At 48.5% G+C, this 18,117-nt stretch carries 6 protein-coding genes; 5 read left to right on the top strand and 1 reads right to left on the bottom strand.

What is annotated here, in order from left to right:
* The 3 genes from I5M27_RS17995 to I5M27_RS17985 form a co-directional block, all read left to right on the top strand.
* A partial coding sequence (locus tag I5M27_RS17995; RefSeq protein ID WP_200507778.1) for a T9SS type A sorting domain-containing protein occupies positions 1 to 384 on the top strand: 384 nt, incomplete at its 5' end.
* A gap of 702 nt (positions 385 to 1,086) precedes the next feature.
* The gene (locus I5M27_RS17990; RefSeq protein ID WP_200507777.1) at positions 1,087 to 3,786 is read left to right on the top strand and encodes a T9SS type A sorting domain-containing protein; all 2,700 of its coding nucleotides are present in this window, start codon (positions 1,087 to 1,089) and stop codon (positions 3,784 to 3,786) included.
* Positions 3,787 to 4,430: 644 nt separating this feature from the next.
* Positions 4,431 to 9,515: a T9SS type A sorting domain-containing protein gene (locus I5M27_RS17985; protein ID WP_200507776.1), complete on the top strand. Its 5,085-nt coding sequence runs from the start codon at positions 4,431 to 4,433 to the stop codon at positions 9,513 to 9,515.
* Positions 9,516 to 9,994: 479 nt separating this feature from the next.
* On the opposite strand, the gene I5M27_RS17980 is transcribed toward I5M27_RS17985, so the two are convergent.
* The gene (locus tag I5M27_RS17980) at positions 9,995 to 10,930 is read right to left on the bottom strand and encodes a helix-turn-helix domain-containing protein (RefSeq protein ID WP_200507775.1); all 936 of its coding nucleotides are present in this window, start codon (positions 10,928 to 10,930) and stop codon (positions 9,995 to 9,997) included.
* Positions 10,931 to 11,203: 273 nt separating this feature from the next.
* Here I5M27_RS17980 and I5M27_RS17975 point away from each other — a divergent pair, with 273 nt between their 5' ends.
* Entirely contained in the window at positions 11,204 to 15,691 is a 4,488-nt protein-coding gene (locus I5M27_RS17975) for a T9SS-dependent choice-of-anchor J family protein (protein ID WP_200507774.1), read from the top strand.
* A gap of 553 nt (positions 15,692 to 16,244) precedes the next feature.
* A complete protein-coding gene (locus I5M27_RS17970) occupies positions 16,245 to 17,918 on the top strand; it encodes a T9SS type A sorting domain-containing protein (RefSeq protein WP_200507773.1) in 1,674 nt (557 codons plus the stop codon).
* Positions 17,919 to 18,117: the final 199 nt, after the last annotated feature.

The following is an 18,117-nucleotide window of genomic DNA, read 5'->3' as shown; positions in this document are numbered from 1 at the left end:
TACAAAAACAAAGGCGGCATCCAGATCGGTTTGGAAAGCAACGTGCGGGAAGCTTTCGATAATACCAACGGCACGGCTAACGTGATCGACAACATCCAGGTGCAGCGCATTACTGTGCTGGGCATGAAAGAGAACATCCTGCAAAGCAACTTGGTAGTGTTCCCAAACCCGTCTACTGGTTTATTCAACCTGAAAGTACCTGTTACTACCCGTAACTACTCGGTAGAAGTAATGGATTTAACCGGCAAACTGGTAAAACAGCAGACCGTAACCAACAATACTGGTACGACGCAACTGAACCTGAACGGCACGGCCAAAGGAATCTACATCCTCAAGATCGCTTCTGAAGGAAACGTAGCTACCCGCAAGCTGATCGTAGAATAATTCATAAAGTAAACCTTAAAGCGAAAACGCTATCGTTTTAGCTTCCAAAACTCAAAAGCCCCGAAAATACTTTCGGGGCTTTTTTTGTTTCCAGCCAGGTGAAAGTTTCCAAGGGAAAAAACGGTAGGGTTTTAAGCTTAAAAAGTATGCATTGCAATGCTTCAAAAAAAAAGCAAAGCCCGGAATTCCCGAATATTAATCCAAAATTTGATTTAAAAACGGTAGCTAAATCTGCCTGAAAAGTATGAAAACGAAAGCTGCAAAAACTCCAGTAATGCTAGCTTCATTGCGGATAATGTTCGGTTTTAAAAAGGTGTATTACATTTCCTAAAAGCGCGTCCGGGAATTTTCTGCACTCTGCGGTTAGCTGACAATCCACCTGTTCCCAAGCCTCTAGCGACTATTATTCTCAAAAACCTGGTCAACATGAAGCACTTAATCATCGCAGAATCGTGATCCAAACCAGAATAACATTGAAAGATCAAACTACAACATTACAGCATTTCGGGCTAAAGCACTATTCAATTAAACTCTAACAACATAGCCCGGGCATTTCATTTGCAAAATGCAGTTTGAACATATTATATACACCTTTACATCCTCTCCTTAATAACAGAACACGATTTATATTTGATAATACTAGATTTATCTATAAATTTAGCGACCTAACACCATATTACGCTGCTTTTAAACCTGCTGCATATGAAAAAACTAATACCGCTTTCGCTGCTTATCTTGATTTTAGCAGGGCGAGCCTGGGGGCAAGCCTGCACTACTCCTATTTCCACTTTTCCTTATTTCGAAAATTTTGAAGCCGGCAACGGCAACTGGACCAGCGGCGGAACGAACTCTTCCTGGGCCTGGGGCACCCCCTCCAAACCTGGTATTACCGGCGCTGCCTCGGGTACTAAAGCCTGGGCAACCAACTTAATCGGAAATCATAACAGTGGGGAAGATTCATACGTGATGAGCCCCTGCTTCAACTTCGCGAGCGTGGTAGCGCCCATTTTTTCGGCAAAAATTTTCTGGCAAACCGAACACAATTGGGATGGCGCTGTTTTGCAGTCTTCTATAGATAATGGCTTAACCTGGCAGACTGTCGGCACGGTTGGCGCCCCCAATAATTGGTACAACAACAGTGGCATAAGTAGTTTCCCGGGCGGCCAGCTTACTGGCTGGAGTGGAAGCGGCTCAACCGGCAGCGGGGGCTGGGTATTGGCCAAACACGCGCTTACAGGCCTGGGAGGTCAGACCAATGTCAGGCTTCGTATCGCGTTCGCCTCCGATCCCGGTGTAAACCTGGGAGGGTTTGCTTTAGACGACGTACTTTTAACTGAAATGTCGGGTTTAGATTTAGAATTAACTTCCTTCATCTCACCGGTTTCCGGCTGTTTGCTTTCAGCTGCCGAAACCGTTTGCGTGACCATTACCAACAGAGGCCTTGCCGCACAAAGCAATTTCCCGGTAAGTTACCAGGTTGGCAGCGGCCCGGTAGTTACCGAAACCGTAACAGATACGATTGCGCCGTTTGACACGTATACCTACTGCTTCCTGCAAACAGCAAACCTGTCTACGGCTGGGTCTTATACTATTACGGCTACCACTTTATTAACCGGCGACAGCGACCCGAGCAACAATACGGCAACTACCAGCATTACTTCGGTTCCGCTTATTTCAACTTTTCCTTACAGCCAGAACTTTGAAAACGGCCAGGGCGGCTGGCGCGCAGGCGGCACCAATTCTTCCTGGGTTTTAGGCACGCCAGCCAAGCAGATCATTCAGGGCGCGGCTTCCGGCGTAAATGCCTGGGTTACCAGACTGACCGGGAATCATAATACACTTGAAAACTCCTGGGTAACGAGCCCGTGCTTCAACTTCTCTGCCTTAACAAGCGCCGATCCTGACCTTGAAATGAAAGTTTGGTGGGCTTCTGAAGCGGCCGTAGCCGGTGCTGTGCTGCAATCTTCTATTGACGGCGGCGCTACCTGGCAAACCATTGGCACCATGGGCCAGCCTAATAACTGGTATAACTCCGGCACCATTTCCGGTAACCCGGGAGGCCAGCAACAAGGCTGGTCGGGCGGAGCCGGCTCAAATCCAACACCACCGGGCAGCAATGGCTGGGTGAAAGTAAAACACAGACTTACCGGCTTATCCGGGCAACCAGCCGTAATGCTGCGTGTGGCCTTTGGCTCCAATACCTGGTCTGCTCATGATGGTTTTGCCTTCGATGATGTGCGCATTGCTGATAATACCCATAACCTTTCTATTTATTCCTTTGAGCCGCTTAGCCAGGTCTGTGGTTTCAGTAACAGCGAAAAAGTAGAAGTTATGATCGAGAACCTGGGTAGCATTGCTATAAGCAATTATCACCTGCAATTCAGGGTTGACGGCGGCGCCTGGACAACAGCGGCTACCAGCACACCTCTAATGCCTGACGTACCTAAAAAATTCACCTTCACCCAAACGGCCGACCTTTCGGCTGCCGGCCCGCACAGCATTGAAGTGCGCATTGTAAACAATGCCGGAATAGATCCGGACATGACCAATAACACGGTTATATATAACGTAACCAATACCTTGTTCAACGCCCTGCCTGTTACCCTCGATTTTGAAACCCCGCCTACCAGCATGATTGCCGCCCGCATCGTTACCCGGCCAAAATCTGCCATTAACGAAGTAGCCGGCACCGGTAGAGCCGGAAAAGGCCTGATCATGGACGGCATAAACCATTCTAAATGGGTAGATCCGATAGGCATAGATCCCTTTATAAACAACGAAGATAACTTATCCGGAATTTACATTTGCCTGACCCCTATCCAAGTTGGCACAGATTCCCTGATCCTTACCTTCGACCTGAAACAGCTGTACAAAACCTCCATGTTCAACACCAACTTCCGGGTTACGGTAAACGGCAACCAGGTAGGCCAGACCTACTGGCCTCCTTTTGGTGGCTACCCTGCCGGCATACCGGCCCCCTGGAAAACCATTAAAGTAAACCTGACCCCGTATAAAAACAAAGGCACCATTCAGATCGGCCTGGAAAGCAACGTGAAAGAAGAATATGCCAACGGCACCGGCACAGCCAACGTGATCGATAATATCCAGATCGTACGCGTTGCCTGCTCTACGTGCGTAGGTATTTCCGAAAACATCCTGCAAAGCAACCTGATAGTATTCCCGAACCCTTCTACCGGTTTATTCAACCTGCAAATACCAACTACTATTAGAGATTATGCAGTAGAAGTAACGGACCTGACGGGCAAACTGGTAAAACAGCAGACCGTAACCAACAATGCTGGTACAACCCAACTGAACCTGAACGGCACAGCCAAAGGGATCTACATCCTCAAGATCGCTTCCGAAGGAAACGTAGCTACCCGCAAGCTGATCGTGGAATAATTCATAAAGTAAACCTTAAAGCAAAAAACGCTATCGTTTTAGTTTCCAAAACTCAAAAGCCCCGAAGATACTTTCGGGGCTTTTTTTTGTTTTAGGAGTACCCTTTTTGCTCCCAAAATACCCGCTTTACAAGAAACGCTATTCATTTAGTCTTAAAAACTGTTCGATCAGCCAATTCCGCCCCTCCTAAACGCTTCGCTGTTAATTGAAGTCAGGAGGCAGATCATTGCCTTAATTTCTGATTCAACCCGGCGTTTCCCGCTCCGAAAATTGGTTTGTTTTACCTGTATAAATCCGGGTAATCACTGCTCCGAAAACCAAATTCGGCAATTATTTTTCATGCTTCCTGATGTTTATGGAAACAAAAAGGTCGTTCATACCCATCCTGAATAAACACTTAGTAAAAGAAGGTATATTTCGAAGTAATAACCTCTGTAAATCAACAAGATACCCTGCATTTTTTTTCAAAAACAAACTCACTAAGAAATTTTTAATTTTTTCCTATTTATTACATGAATACCCAGATCAAAACAAGGTTAGTTTCCTTCCTCTCCGGTAAACTGGCCTCGCCTCATGCTTTCAGCAGAAAGCCAGGCAACTTTCTACTGCTTTGCTTTTGGCTTGCAGTATTCCTGCTATCAGGCATGCCCCAAACCCAGGCTCAGACACCTGGTTACAGCAAAGGCGCTGGTACCGGAACCACTCTTAATCTCTTTAATAACCCAAATGCTTTAAAAACGCAGTTTTTCTACCTCCCTGGCGATTTCAGCCCTGCAACAACTCCCGGCACCATCAGCCGGATCTACTTCCGGAATACTACAGCAGGCGCTTCAGGCACATTTACCAATTTCAAGGTATTCATGGGCCAGACGCAGGCAACTGTTTTTCCCGGAAGCAACAGCCTCGATTTTTTTACCGGCCTTACGCAGGTAAAAAACAGCGCTTCGCTAACTCTTACCGGTCATGCAACGGCTGGAGGCTGGTTCTTCATCGATCTGGATACGCCCTTCAACTACGACAATACCCGCACCCTAATCGTTGAAGTGCAGATCGGCTCTTTCAATACTGGCATCAGCGTACATTCCACAAGCTCCGGCGTAGTACCGGCTCATAAAAAGATTTTCGCATCTAGTACTGCTGCTACCAGCGGCACCCAGGATACAAATGGCTGGCCGAATTTCGGCATTGATATTACCCCATTCCCGGCCTGCAGCGGTACGCCAACAGCTGGCAGTGCAGTAAGTTCAGCGGCCACAACTTGCGTTGGCGTGCCTTTTGAACTTAGCGTTACCGGCTCCACTGTTGCATCGGGTTTAACGTATCAGTGGCAATCTTCTCCGAACGGAACTACCTGGACCGATATAACAGGCGCAACCACCGACCGTTACACGACTTCACAAACTGCTACTACCTTTTACCGCGTAAATGTTAGTTGCGGAACCAATACAGCTCCATCTGGCAGTGTGCAGGTAACTACTACTGTTGCTCCCCTGAGTGGCACCTTCACCATCGATAAGAACAGCCCCGTTTCAACTACCAACTATCAGTCTTTTGCAACTTTTGTTTCAGATGTTACCTGCAAAGGGGTTTCGGGCCCGGTTACGGTTAACGTAGTTTCCGGTTCAGGCCCTTATAACGAACAGGTTATTTTCACGCCTGTTCCGGGCGCCAGCACAACCAATACCATTACCTTTAATGGAAACAGTAATAAGATCAGCTTTACAGGTAACGCAAACAACCGCCCAACTATTCGTCTGGATGGCGCTGACTTCATTACGTTAAAAGATCTCCAGATCGAAGCCTCGGATTCTGGTTTTGGCTGGGGAATTCACATCACGAACGGCGCCGATAACAATACCATCAGCAACAACACCATTACCGTTGCTTCTAATGCCCTACTGGATGCAGCCAATACCGGCATCTTCTTTACGAACAGCACTAATAGTGCAACCGGCGGCAACACCGGCAACAACAATATCATCTCCGGCAACACCATTACCGGCGGTTTTGTTGGAATTTACCTGAACAGTGTACTTACTGCAACCAGCAATAACCAGATCAGAAACAATACCATCAAAGATTTTATTTCTTATGGTATTTGGGTGAAAGCAGCAAAAGGCACCCTGGTAGAAGGAAATGACATCAGCCGTCCGACCCGGAACCTGGGAAGCGAATTTTACGGCATTAGTGTATCCGGCAATTCACAGTTAACCACCATTAATAAAAACCGGGTACACAATACACACGATGCCGCAACCGGAACCGTACTAAGTACCGATGTTTATGGGATCCATATTCAAAACTCAGATGCCCCGGCCGGTTCTGAAAACGTAATTAAAAACAACCTGACCTACAACATCAACAATACTGGTGCTATTTATGCCTTGTATAATAGTGGCAGCGACGGAGCACATTTTTACTACAATACCGTTAATTTAGACAATGCCGCAAATACCGGTAATTTACGCGGTTTTTACCAGATAAATACGGCTTCAAACATCCGGTTCATCAATAATATTATTAGCATTTCTGCCGGAACCGGTACTAAACACGCGCTCTATTTCGAAGCTCCCCTTTCAGTAATAACCAGCAACAACAACGTATTACATATTCCCAATGGCAACTTCGGGAGTTTTGCCGGAACTGACAGATCAACCCTGGCTGACTGGAAAGCTGTAGGCGGTGGCGCTTACGATCAGAACAGTTTATCTGCCAATCCGAACTTTGTGAATATTACTGCCGGCAATCTGCAGCCAGGCAATTCTACCATTAATAATATCGGCCAGCCAATTGCTGCAGTTACCGACGACATTACCGGTGCGGCCCGCAACACAACTACCCCTGATGCTGGTGCATACGAATTTAACTCCCCTACAACCAACGATGCCGGAGTAACTTCTGTCATTACGCCAGCCCTGGCCGTAGCCCCGGGCTCAAGCACTGTAGAAATTGTAATTAAAAACTTTGGCACCACACCTTTAACCACTGCTTCCATAGCCTGGACAGTGAACACCGTTGCCCAGACGCCTTACACCTGGACAGGTAACCTGGCTCCGGGAACATCTACTTCGGTAACCATTGGCAATTATACCTTCGTTGCAGGCCCCTTTACTTTAGAGGTATGTACGGCTACGCCAAACGGGCAAACCGATGGCAATACTTCAAACGATTGCTTTACGCTGAACGGAACTTCCTGCATACCGCTTGCCGGAACCTATACCATCGATAAGAACAGCCCGGTTTCTGCCACCAATTACCAGTCCATTACAGCCGCCGTGCAAAACCTTACTTCCTGCGGAATCTCTGCCCCGGTAATCTTCAATGTAGTAGCCGGAACCGGTCCTTACATGGAACAGTTAAACCTGGGAACGCTTCCGGGAACGAATGCAGTAAACACTGTCAGGTTCGAAGGGAATGGCAATACGATCAGTTTTGCTTCTACCACTTCTAACCGACCTGTGATCCGCCTGGACGGTACTGATTTCGTAACCATAAACAATTTCCAGGTAGAAGCATCTGACGCTACTTACGGCTGGGGTATTCAGCTGACTAACGGAGCCGATAATAATGCAATCACCAACAATACTGTTACCATTGCTGCTACCAACACCTCCGAAAACAATTCTGTTGGTATTGTTTTTACGAATTCCAATACGCTGGTAGCATTGCCCGGCAATACCGGTAATAATAACACGTTTTCCGGCAACACCATCATCGGCGGTTACAAAGGCATACACCTGAACAGCAATGCCAATGTGAATAGCCAGAACCGCTTTGTAAACAACTCGATCAAAGACTTCTACGCTACTGGTATTATGATATCAGTTGCGAAAGGCACCCTGATTGAAGGCAATGATATTTCCCGACCTGTCCGCAATTTGGTATCGAACCCTACAATTGGTATTTATTTAACCGACAACTCTACCGCTACTATCATCAGTAAAAACCGGATCCATAACTCGCATATTGCTGCTACTACAAAAAACGGCGCAGTTTACGGTATATACATCTTCAATTCAGATGCCCCGGCCGGGTTTGAAAATATTATTAAAAATAACCTGGTTTACGACATCAATACCAATGGTGCTGTTTACGGCGTTTATAATTCCGGCAGCGATGGCGCTCACATTTATCACAACACCCTTGACCTGGGCCATGCGGCCAGCACCGGTGCATTACGCGGTTATTTTCAGAATTCCCCGGTTACCAATGCAAGATTCATAAACAACATTGTTTCGATCACTGCCGGAACCGGAGCCAAGTATGCCCTGTACTTCGATAATGCTACTTCAAGCATTACAAGCAACAATAATGTGCTGTTTGTACCTGGCGGAAATATTGGGTTCTTAGGTACTGCCAAAGCTACTCTTGCCGACTGGAAAGCTGCCAACAGCAATGCATATGACCAGAACAGCGTTTCCGACGATCCTTCTTACGCGAATCTGATAACCGGAAACTTACAGCCAACCTCCGGCCTGATAAACAATATCGGGCAGCCGCTTGCCACTGTAACGGACGATATTGCCGGCGCCCCACGCAATGTTGCCACGCCAGATGCAGGCGCGTATGAGTTCGGTACTGCTCAGGATGATGCCGGCGTAATTGCCATCAGCGGACCAGCTACTTCCGGTTGCGGTCTGAGCAACGCCGAAACCATTATTGTTACGATCAAGAACTTCGGTTCAGTAACCCAGACTTCGGTTCCGGTTACCTTCTCTATAAACGGTACCACTATTGCCACCGAAACTTTCACCGGTTCTCTGCTGGGTAATGCAACTGCCTCTTACACCTTCACTGCAAAAGCGAACATGAGTGTGCCTGGTCCTTATTTAATTGTTGCGAAAACGGTAATGCCAAACGATGGAAATGCCAGCAACGATGCTGACACCATAAGCCACCCGAATGCCTTGTTCTCTACTCTACCGGTGACCCTGGATTTCGAAACAACCAATACTGGGTTACCAATGCTGAAAACTATGGTTGGTAAACAGGCAAAAATTACCGAAGGAACAGGCGCCAGCAATGGTACCGGATCTGCCAAAGGCCTCATCATGGACGGTGTAGCCAGCTTTAACTGGACCCTGCCTGTTGGCACTACCAATCCCTGGACGGCTAACCCGGATAATTTCGCCGGAGCTTATTTCTGCATTACTCCTGGCGTGGGAAATCCGAAAGACTCTTTATACCTGAGTTTCGATCTGAAACAGCTGTTCAGGAGTGTAAATGCCAATACGAACTTCCGGGTAACTGTTAACGGCACGCAGGTAGGCCCTACTTACCGCCCGCCTTTCTCCGGTACGCCAATTAACTGGCAGAAAATTAAGGTAGATCTTACTTCTTACCTGAGCCAGTCTACTATCGAGATCGGTTTGGAAAGCGATGTGAAAGAAGAATACGATAACGGAAACGGAACTGCTAACCTGATCGACAATATTAATGTGGTACGCATTGCTGCCCCGAATACCGGTATTTCAGAAAATATTCTGCAAAACAATATTGCAGTATATCCAAACCCGTCTGCCGGTTTATTCAACCTGAAAGTACCGGCTTCTCTCGGCAGCTATTCAGTTGAAGTAACAGATCTGGCCGGCAGAGTGGTGAAGCGTGAAGTTGTAACGAACCATTCAGGTACTCAACAATTAAACCTGAGTGGTACCGCCAAAGGGATTTATGTACTGAAGATCGCTTCTGAAGGCAACGTTGCCACCCGGAAATTGATTGTAGAATAGTTTAATTTGGTTTCTATATGCTTAAGGCCCCGGGAATTTTCCGGGGCTTTTTTATTTATTTCCTGAATCCTGGAACTGTTCAAATATTCAATTTATTAAATACTTTGTCACAGAAATCCGTATTTTCTGAACGCGACGGAAGCTGAAATGGTATCCTTTTTAGCCTGAAAACTCTAGAGAAACTTTAGATTCAGAAGCCTTGAATATTATATTTCTAATATTTTACCAAGCTCCTGGTAAACGGTAGGGTTTTAGCCCCAAAAAGTCAGCGACAGCCTTGCAGGAAAAACTGATTCTTATGCTATAAAAAGATTTTCCGTCCTGAAGCATACCGTTTCGGCAACCTTTAGTTTTGGAAAGGAAAACCATAGCGTTTTGCGCAGCATGAAGTGCAGGATTATAATTTGTTTAAGCAGGCGGAAGTTCGCAGGTAAGGTTCTAGCCGAATTTACAGCAGAATAAAAAAAACTGAATCTGTTCTAAAACACGTACTGCGAAGGCGAAACGCCGGTAATTTTCTTAAATCCTTTACTGAAAGCGGCCAGATCGGTAAAATTCAGCTGGTAGGCAATCTCCCCCCAGCTCAGGTTCTGCTTTTTCAGTTCCAGGCTTTTTTCGATCCGGCGGCGGAACAGATACTGATACGGACTCACCTCAAAGCATTGCTTGAATAAGCGGAAAAACCGGAATTCCGACAAACAACATTCATCTGCCACCTGCCCGATATTCACTTCGCTGAAAACGCTGTCGTCCAGCATTTCCTTGCCCTGCAGCAGCCGCTGAAATAATTCCTGCCGGGTAGTGCGTTTGCTGGCGCCAAGTTTATAGTAAGAACCGATCAACGGCAGGTTTTCACGCACCAGCAAAGAAGCCAGTTCATAAATGAGTTCAATGGGCGGATTTTCGTTCGGATGCGTGCCCACAAATCCGATCAGCCGGTTCAGGAACTGTTGGAGTTCGTCGCTGGCGGTTGCCTGCCGCACCAGCAGTTCGGGTGATAATAAATACTGCTGCACCTGGTTCATTTCGTCCAGCTTATTCGGGAAAAGTACCTGAAAGATGAGATCGTTTAAAACCGCGGGTTCAATATTGGCACACATGCCCCAGGTTTCGGCGCATTTTATTTTCACGTCTAACCGCGGTTCCGATTCATTTATCAGCAAATATTTTCCGGCCGTGACCTCGCTTTTTTTACCTTTCAGCCAATACGTTTCCTTGCCTTCCGATACATACTTTACCCCCAGCCCGGTGGTGGGATGGATCTGGCTTTCGTAGGCCGTGAAACAGGAGCTGATTATACTGTTGGGCGCCAGGTCAGAAAAGTCAGTCCGGTTGCTGGCATGATCCAAATGAAACACATCGCAACCCCGGTTGTAAAACAGCATTTCCTTTTTAGAAAAAGTAGCCTTCTGCATAAACAGGCAAATAATAAAAGGTCAAAATTATGTAATAATCTACATACTCATGAAATCCGCTATTCAATATTTACTAAAAAGACAGGATTTTACAAGTACAATCCATAAAAGAAGCCGTTGTTTTGAGATTAAAGAATTAAAAGAGAAAATATAAAATTAACAGGTTTACGAAGCTGAAAAACGCTAGGGTTTCAGCCTTAAGAAGTCGGGTTCGTTTTTGGTTCTCTTTTGCCCGTTTCCGCCACCAACAACCCTCAATTCAATAACGTTTTTATGAGAAAGTACTGTTTACTCCTGCTGTTGCTACTTAGCGCCCGGTTCGCGCAGAGCCAGGCGCCGGCCTGCAGCACCCCCATTACTACGTTCCCCTACGTAGAACATTTTGCGTCCGGCCCTGGCGGCTGGACTAGCGGCGGCCCCAATTCTTCTTGGGCCCTGGGCTACCCCACCGGCAAATTATACATGAATTACACCGCCTCCGATTCCAACTCCTGGATCACGAGCCTGACCGGTCCCAATAATGCCAGCGAAAATTCCTACGTAGTAAGTCCATGCTTCAATTTAACCGGCCTTACCGCGCCCGTAATTGAAATGAAGATCTGGTGGAACAGCGAGAATAACGGCGACGGCGCGGTGTTGCAATCTTCCATAGACGGCGGCTTAACCTGGCAACGCGTTGGCGATTACGGCGACCCTTATAACTGGTACAATTCCAATAATATCGCTTCCGTGCCGGGCAGCCAGCCGCCCGTTTTTAACAACCAGGGCTGGACGGGCCGCGTGGGCTCTTCGCCGGGCAATGGCAGCGGCGGCTGGGTAAGGGCCAAGCACAAACTCAACGGTTTAGGCGGCCAGGCTTCGGTGCGTTTAAGAATTGCCTTTGCTTCCGATCTTTATTACGAAGACGACGGCTTCGGCTTCGACGATGTGCAGATCTACGAAACCCCGAACCACGATGCCGGCATCCTGTCCATAACCAGCCCCGTTTCCAAATGCGGCTCCACCAACCAGGAAAGCGTATCGGTCATGATCAAAAATTTCGGTTTGCTGGCCCAGAATGCTATTCCGGTAACCTACCGGCTCGGCAATAACCCGCCCGTTACCGAAGTCATTACCTCCAACATGCTTTCCGAGGATGTTTTGGTTTACACCTTTAATGCGAAAGTAAATTTAGCTACCCCGGGCACTTATCCGCTCGTGGTTTATACCGGCCTGCCCTCAGACGGCGACCACGGGAACGACACCATAAACACCCTGGTACATGCCATTCCTACCATAGCTGCTTATCCGTATTTTCAGAATTTTGAGAACGGCAACGGCGGCTGGCTGACAAGCGGGGTAAACAGTTCCTGGGCGCTGGGCACCCCGGCAAAGTCCACGATCAACTCGGCGGCTTCCGGCGCAAACGCCTGGGTTACCGGCCTTACCGGCAACTATAATTCCGGAGAAAATTCCCAGGTATTAGGTCCGTGCTTCAATATGAGCAGCCTTACTTCGCCATTACTTACCATGAAAGTGTGGTGGAATGCGGTAGACGGTGCCGCCGGGGCCGTACTGCAATCGTCTATAGACAACGGCATAACCTGGCAAACGGTAGGTGCTTTCCGCGATCCCGATAACTGGTACAACCACAACAGCATCAGTTCAAATCCAGGCGGTCAGCAAAGCGGCTGGTCGGGCTCTAACATGAATTTTATAAACACCGGCAGCAATGGCTGGGTAACGGTAAAACACCTGTTAACGGGTTTAGGCGGCCAGTCGAACGTAAAACTGCGGATCGCTTTTGCCTCTGACAACAACTTTCTAACCGACGACGGCTTTGCTTTCGACAACATTGCGATCTACGAAAACCCGGCTAACGATGTCGGCATCACGGCGCTGGTGGCGCCGGTTTCGGGCAATTGCGGCGCCAGCGCGCAGGAAAACGTAACGGTAACCATCAAAAATTTCGGCAGCGCTACCCAAACCAACATCCCGGTTTCGTACCAGATCGGGAGTAAAGCCGCCATCACCGGCGTTTTTACCGGTTCACTGGCTTCCGGCGTTTCGGTAAACTATACCTTCCCAACTCCGGCCAACCTCAACTCCAGCGGCAACTTTGAATTCCTGGTATCCACTGCTTTGCCCGGAGATACTTTCCTGACCAATAACAGCCTGGCCGATACCGTTTTCATTTTCAACCCGATCTCCGGATTTCCCTACGTAGAAGATTTTGAAACCTACCCCGTTGGCGTGCCAGGCACCATTCCGCCCGGCTGGACGCTGACAACCGGCACTGCGCTCTTCTACCCGTATAGCTGGGAAGTAGCCAATGGCCCAACGCCCTGGCAGGGAAGCGGACCGGTAGCCGACCACACCCTGGGCAATGCCAGTGGCAAATACATGTACGCCCCGGTGGGAAGCGCAGCCGGCGACAGCACCGAACTGATCACCCCTTGTATTGATCTGACAGGTTTAACGAGTCCCGGCTTTAGTTTCTGGTACCACATGGCGGGCGCTGACATCAATAAATTCCAGGTAGAGGTTTCTACCAATAACGGCGCTACCTGGGCAAACCTGTTTACTTTAACCGGGCCGCAGCAAATGCTGGAAACCGATGCCTGGCGCAAAAAGATCATTTCCCTGCAAGGCTATTCCGGCAACATCAAACTCAAATTCAAGGCGAAAGCAGGAAACGGCCCGGCCGGCGAAATTGCTTTAGACGACCTGAAATTCTTTAACCTGGCAGCTACTGATCTGGAAGTGCTTGCCCTGCAATTACCCGCCCCGGGCTGCAGCTTATCGCCAGCTTCGGATGTTTGCATGACCCTGATGAACGTGGGCACTTCAGCCCAGAGCAACTTCCCGGTAACCTACCAGGTAAACGGCGCTCCGGTAGTTACCGAAATGTTTACGGGCACTATTCCGGCCGGCGGGGTAGCGCAGTTCTGCTTCAGCACCAAAGCCAACTTCAGCCTGGCCGGCCAGCACAACGTAAGCGTTGCTGCTAACGCAGCCGGCGACGGCGACACCATCAACAACGTTATGCAAGACTCTACTTTTAACCAGCAAGTTATTGCAACCCTGCCCTATTTCCAGAATTTCGATGCCGGTAACGGCGGCTGGGTAGCGGGCGGCAGCAACAGTTCCTGGGCTTTGGGCACTCCGGCAAAAACCGTTATCAATTCCGCAGCATCCGGCACGAATTCCTGGGTAACCAACCTGACCGGGGAATACAATGCCAGCGAAGATTCTTACGTCATGAGTCCCTGCTTTAATTTCTCGGCCTTGACCGGCGACCCGGACATTGAAATGAAAGTGTGGTGGAATGCCCAGACCAACATCGATGGCGCCGTTTTACAAACTTCTACCGATGGCGGCCTGACCTGGAAGAACGTGGGCGAAATGGGCGATGCGCTGAACTGGTACAACGATTCTTCGATCTACGCGCAACCGGGCGGCCAGACCAATTACATGGCGCGCGGCTGGACCGGCACCATCGCCGATAAAGGCAGCAACGGCTGGGTTACCGTAAAACACAAACTCGATAACCTGGCGGGTGAACCTTCGGTGAAGATCCGGATCGCATTTGGAGCCAACAGCTGGGGGCAGGACGACGGTTTTGCTTTTGATGATGTGCGGATCGTGGATAATACCAACAACCTGGCCGTGAATAAATTTATTCCGCTGGCTAACCACTGCAACTATGGCCCGAACGAAAAAGTGGAAGTTGAACTGGAAAACCTGGGCAGCACCCCGATCGCGAATGTGAGCATGCAGTTCCAGGTAAATGGCGGGAATCCGGTTTCGGCGATGTTTGCCGGGCCAATTGCAGGCGGGGCTAAAACCAATTTCACGTTCCCGGCCGGCGCCAATTTAACGACTGTTGGCAACCACCAGATCCGGGTAATTGCCGGCGCAACCAATGACCCGGACCACACGAACGACACATTGGTGCATTACCAGAATAACGCGCTTTACGCCAGCCTGCCTTTCATGCTTGATTTTGAGACGGCGGCCAGCAGTCTGAATGGCATGCAGCTCCGCACCCATGCGCTTTCGGCTATTACCGACGGTGCGGGAGCCAGTTTCGGCGCGGGAAGCAAAGGCATGATCATGGAAGGATTTGCCGATTCCAGCTGGACGATTCCGGGCGGAACGATCGACCCGTGGCTCGAAAACCCGGAAAACTTTGCGGGCGCTTATTTCTGCTTTACTCCAACCGGCTTCCTGCCTACCGATTCGCTCTGGCTGGAATTCGAGCTGAAACAGTTGTTTAAAATAGCCAATGTGAATACCAATTTCCGGGTAACGGTAAACGGCAACCAGGTGGGCGCTACCTACCGTCCGCCATTTGGAGGTGGGCCAGCCATTTGGCAGCACGTTAAAATTCTGCTTACTGCTTTTATCAGCCAGGGCACGATGCAAATTGGTTTGGAAAGCAGCGTGAAAGAAAGTTATGCCAACGGCAACGGCACGGCCAATTTAATAGACAACGTGCGCGTATCAGGCAACCCGACCAACGGCACGAAAGAAAATATACTGCAAGACCTGGTAGTAGTTTATCCGAATCCTTCTTCCGGGATCTTCAACCTGCGCTTACCGGCTTCTACCCAAAAATACACCCTCGAAATTACGGACCTGGCGGGTAAAATTATCCGGGAACAAATTGTAGCGGGCGGTAATGTGCAACTCGAATTAACCGATCTGGCCAGAGGTATTTATATACTGAAAATTAACGGTGCGGCCGGCAGCGCTACCCGCAAACTGATCATGCATTAATTAAAAAGTGGGAGTCTGAACCAGCTTGTGCTGGAAGCTTATTAAAAAGCAGGCCGTTGGTCTGCTTTTTTTTGTTTCCGGAAAGCTGCATTCGGGTTTTTGAAGCCAAAAGCATAGCGTTTTTTCTGCAGTTGCGGCTTTCCTTTATTCCCGGGATCTTCAATATCCTTCTGCCTGAACTTTCCGGAATGCTGCCCCATAAACTGACGAAAACGCTATCCTATTGGTATTAAAAAGTCTTTGAATGCGGTAAAAAGCCGCGCCAGAACCATCCTGACGCCGCTCTGGTGGCTTTTAAGCCGAAAAAAAGTTTGCGCATTCTTTAAAATAATGCACACATGTTTGATCATTTCCTTGCTAACGTAAATTCCAGCCTAAGCCAATTAATTACCGCTTAATGTTATACCCATTTAAAAACTGCATTCATCGGGAATGGCAAAAAGTTTAACCGGTAAATAAGCCCTTTCATCGAATAAAATCCGGGAAGGCTGAGGTGCGCTTTAATTTTGTCATATCACTAAATAAAAATAGTACCACAGAAAGGCCCATCGTTATGAAAAAGCTTTTATCACTTATCACAATTCTGTTAGCCGCAAATTTCTATGCACAGGCGCAAACCTTACTTTACAGCGAAAACTTCAGCGGTACAGTAAACAATATGGTTACCGTTAACAATTCATGGGTTAGCGCTACTGCCAGCCCTAACACTACCACGGGTGCATCCGGTGGGCGCTACCTGGCCACGGCTGCTTATTCTCCTGCTACCACTACCACGTTTTATTTAAGCGGCCTAAATACAGCGGGCTACAACAACATAAAAATTTCCTGGAACGCGCGAAAAGCCAACAACACAAATACGATTGCGCTGGCTTACAGCACCAATGGCTTAAACTATACAACCGTAGCTGGTTTTAACGACGTACCGGCTAACGGCACCTGGGCTGCTGTTAACGGCGGAACCGAAATTAACCTGCCGGTTGCTGCCGCCCAAGCCGCAAACCTTTATCTGCGCTGGACAGTTGCTGTTTCCAACGGCCGTTCTTACTTTATAGACGATCTTAAAATTACCGGCACCCCGGACGAAGGCATCAGCAGCCAGAACTGGAACGACCGCCCGAATAACGAAGACCCGTTCGTGGTTTCTTCGCCGACTGCTGCCAATCCTTATACTACCGAAGGCGTAAGCATGCGTTTCAGCAAACAAACGGCCAGCGGCGTAAACCTGACCACTGCCGTGCTTTCAGATGCTACTTTTCAAAACCCTACCCGCACGCTTACCCTGATCCAGAACAGCGCCACTACCACCAGGGGCACAACAATAACTACCACGTTCGGTAAAGCGGTTTCAGACCTTACCTTTACCATGTTCGATGTAGACCGTAATGCCGGCCAGTATTTCGATGCGATAAAAATAGAAGGTTACCAGGGCTCTACGCTGGTGCAACTCCAGAAAAAAGACGTGATCACGACGAGCTACAACGAATTTGTGGAAGGCAGCAATCTGGTTCAGGCGGTGGCCAACGGCACAAACGTAGCCACTAATTCGACCAACGGCAACGTAACCGTGAAATTCTCGGAGCCGGTAGACCGCATCGTGTTTACTTACAACAACCTCGATGCAGCTGCGGGCAACCAGGGCATCGCCATCAACAGCTTCAGCTGGAAAACCGCTCCGGCGCCGCTTCCGGTTACGTTAACTTCCTTTACGGGTAAACTGGTAAACAAGCAAACTGAACTCCACTGGGCCACGGCTTCGGAAAAAAACAACGATAAATTCCTGGTGGAAAGAAGCCTTGACGGCCGCAAATTCGAAACTATTGGCACGGTAAAAGGCAACGGCACCACCAACGCCGCCCAGCACTATACCTTTACCGATGCAAGACCGGCCCAAGGCACTAACTATTACCGCTTAAAGCAAACCGACTTTGACGGCGCTACCGAATACTCTAAAATTGTAGCCGTAAAAAATACCACTGCCGTGCAAACTGAATTAGTTGTTTACCCGGTTCCGGCCACTTCCGAAATTACGGTTTCGCTGCATGAAAGCGCGGGCCTGGAAAAGCTGCAGATCTTTAGCCTGGCCGGCAACCTGGTAAAACAGGCAAACCTGAACGGCAGGAATAACCTGCAACTCACCATTCCGATAAGCGAATTGCCGGCTGGTTATTACCTGGTGCAGGTAAGCGGCGCGCAAAATTCGTTCACTAAAAAAATAGTGAAACAATAAAAATTTCCGGCCGGTACAAGAAGGAGTAAATAAAATCTACTCTCACACTTTCCCGAAACCCTGCTCTTTTATGGAGCGGGGTTTCACTTTTTATGCCGGAAAGCATAGCGTTTTTTAAAGTGTAACGGATCGGCGGGAAGCCAACTTCTTACTTTTTCATTTAAAAACCATAGCCTTTTCGGTCGCACAGCTTTAGTTA

It is taken from the genome of Adhaeribacter terrigena (assembly GCF_016623615.1).
In the GTDB taxonomy this organism is placed as follows: domain Bacteria; phylum Bacteroidota; class Bacteroidia; order Cytophagales; family Hymenobacteraceae; genus Adhaeribacter_A; species Adhaeribacter_A terrigena.
This window is presented reverse-complemented; position numbering and strand designations above follow the sequence as displayed.

Coding starts and splice junctions, on each gene's coding strand:
- I5M27_RS17990 (WP_200507777.1), top strand. CDS start 1,087: ATGAAAAAACTAATACCGCTTTCGCTGCTTATCTTGATTTTAGCAGGG.
- I5M27_RS17985 (WP_200507776.1), top strand. CDS start 4,431: ATGCCCCAAACCCAGGCTCAGACACCTGGTTACAGCAAAGGCGCTGGT.
- I5M27_RS17980 (WP_200507775.1), bottom strand. CDS start 10,930: ATGCAGAAGGCTACTTTTTCTAAAAAGGAAATGCTGTTTTACAACCGG.
- I5M27_RS17975 (WP_200507774.1), top strand. CDS start 11,204: ATGAGAAAGTACTGTTTACTCCTGCTGTTGCTACTTAGCGCCCGGTTC.
- I5M27_RS17970 (WP_200507773.1), top strand. CDS start 16,245: ATGAAAAAGCTTTTATCACTTATCACAATTCTGTTAGCCGCAAATTTC.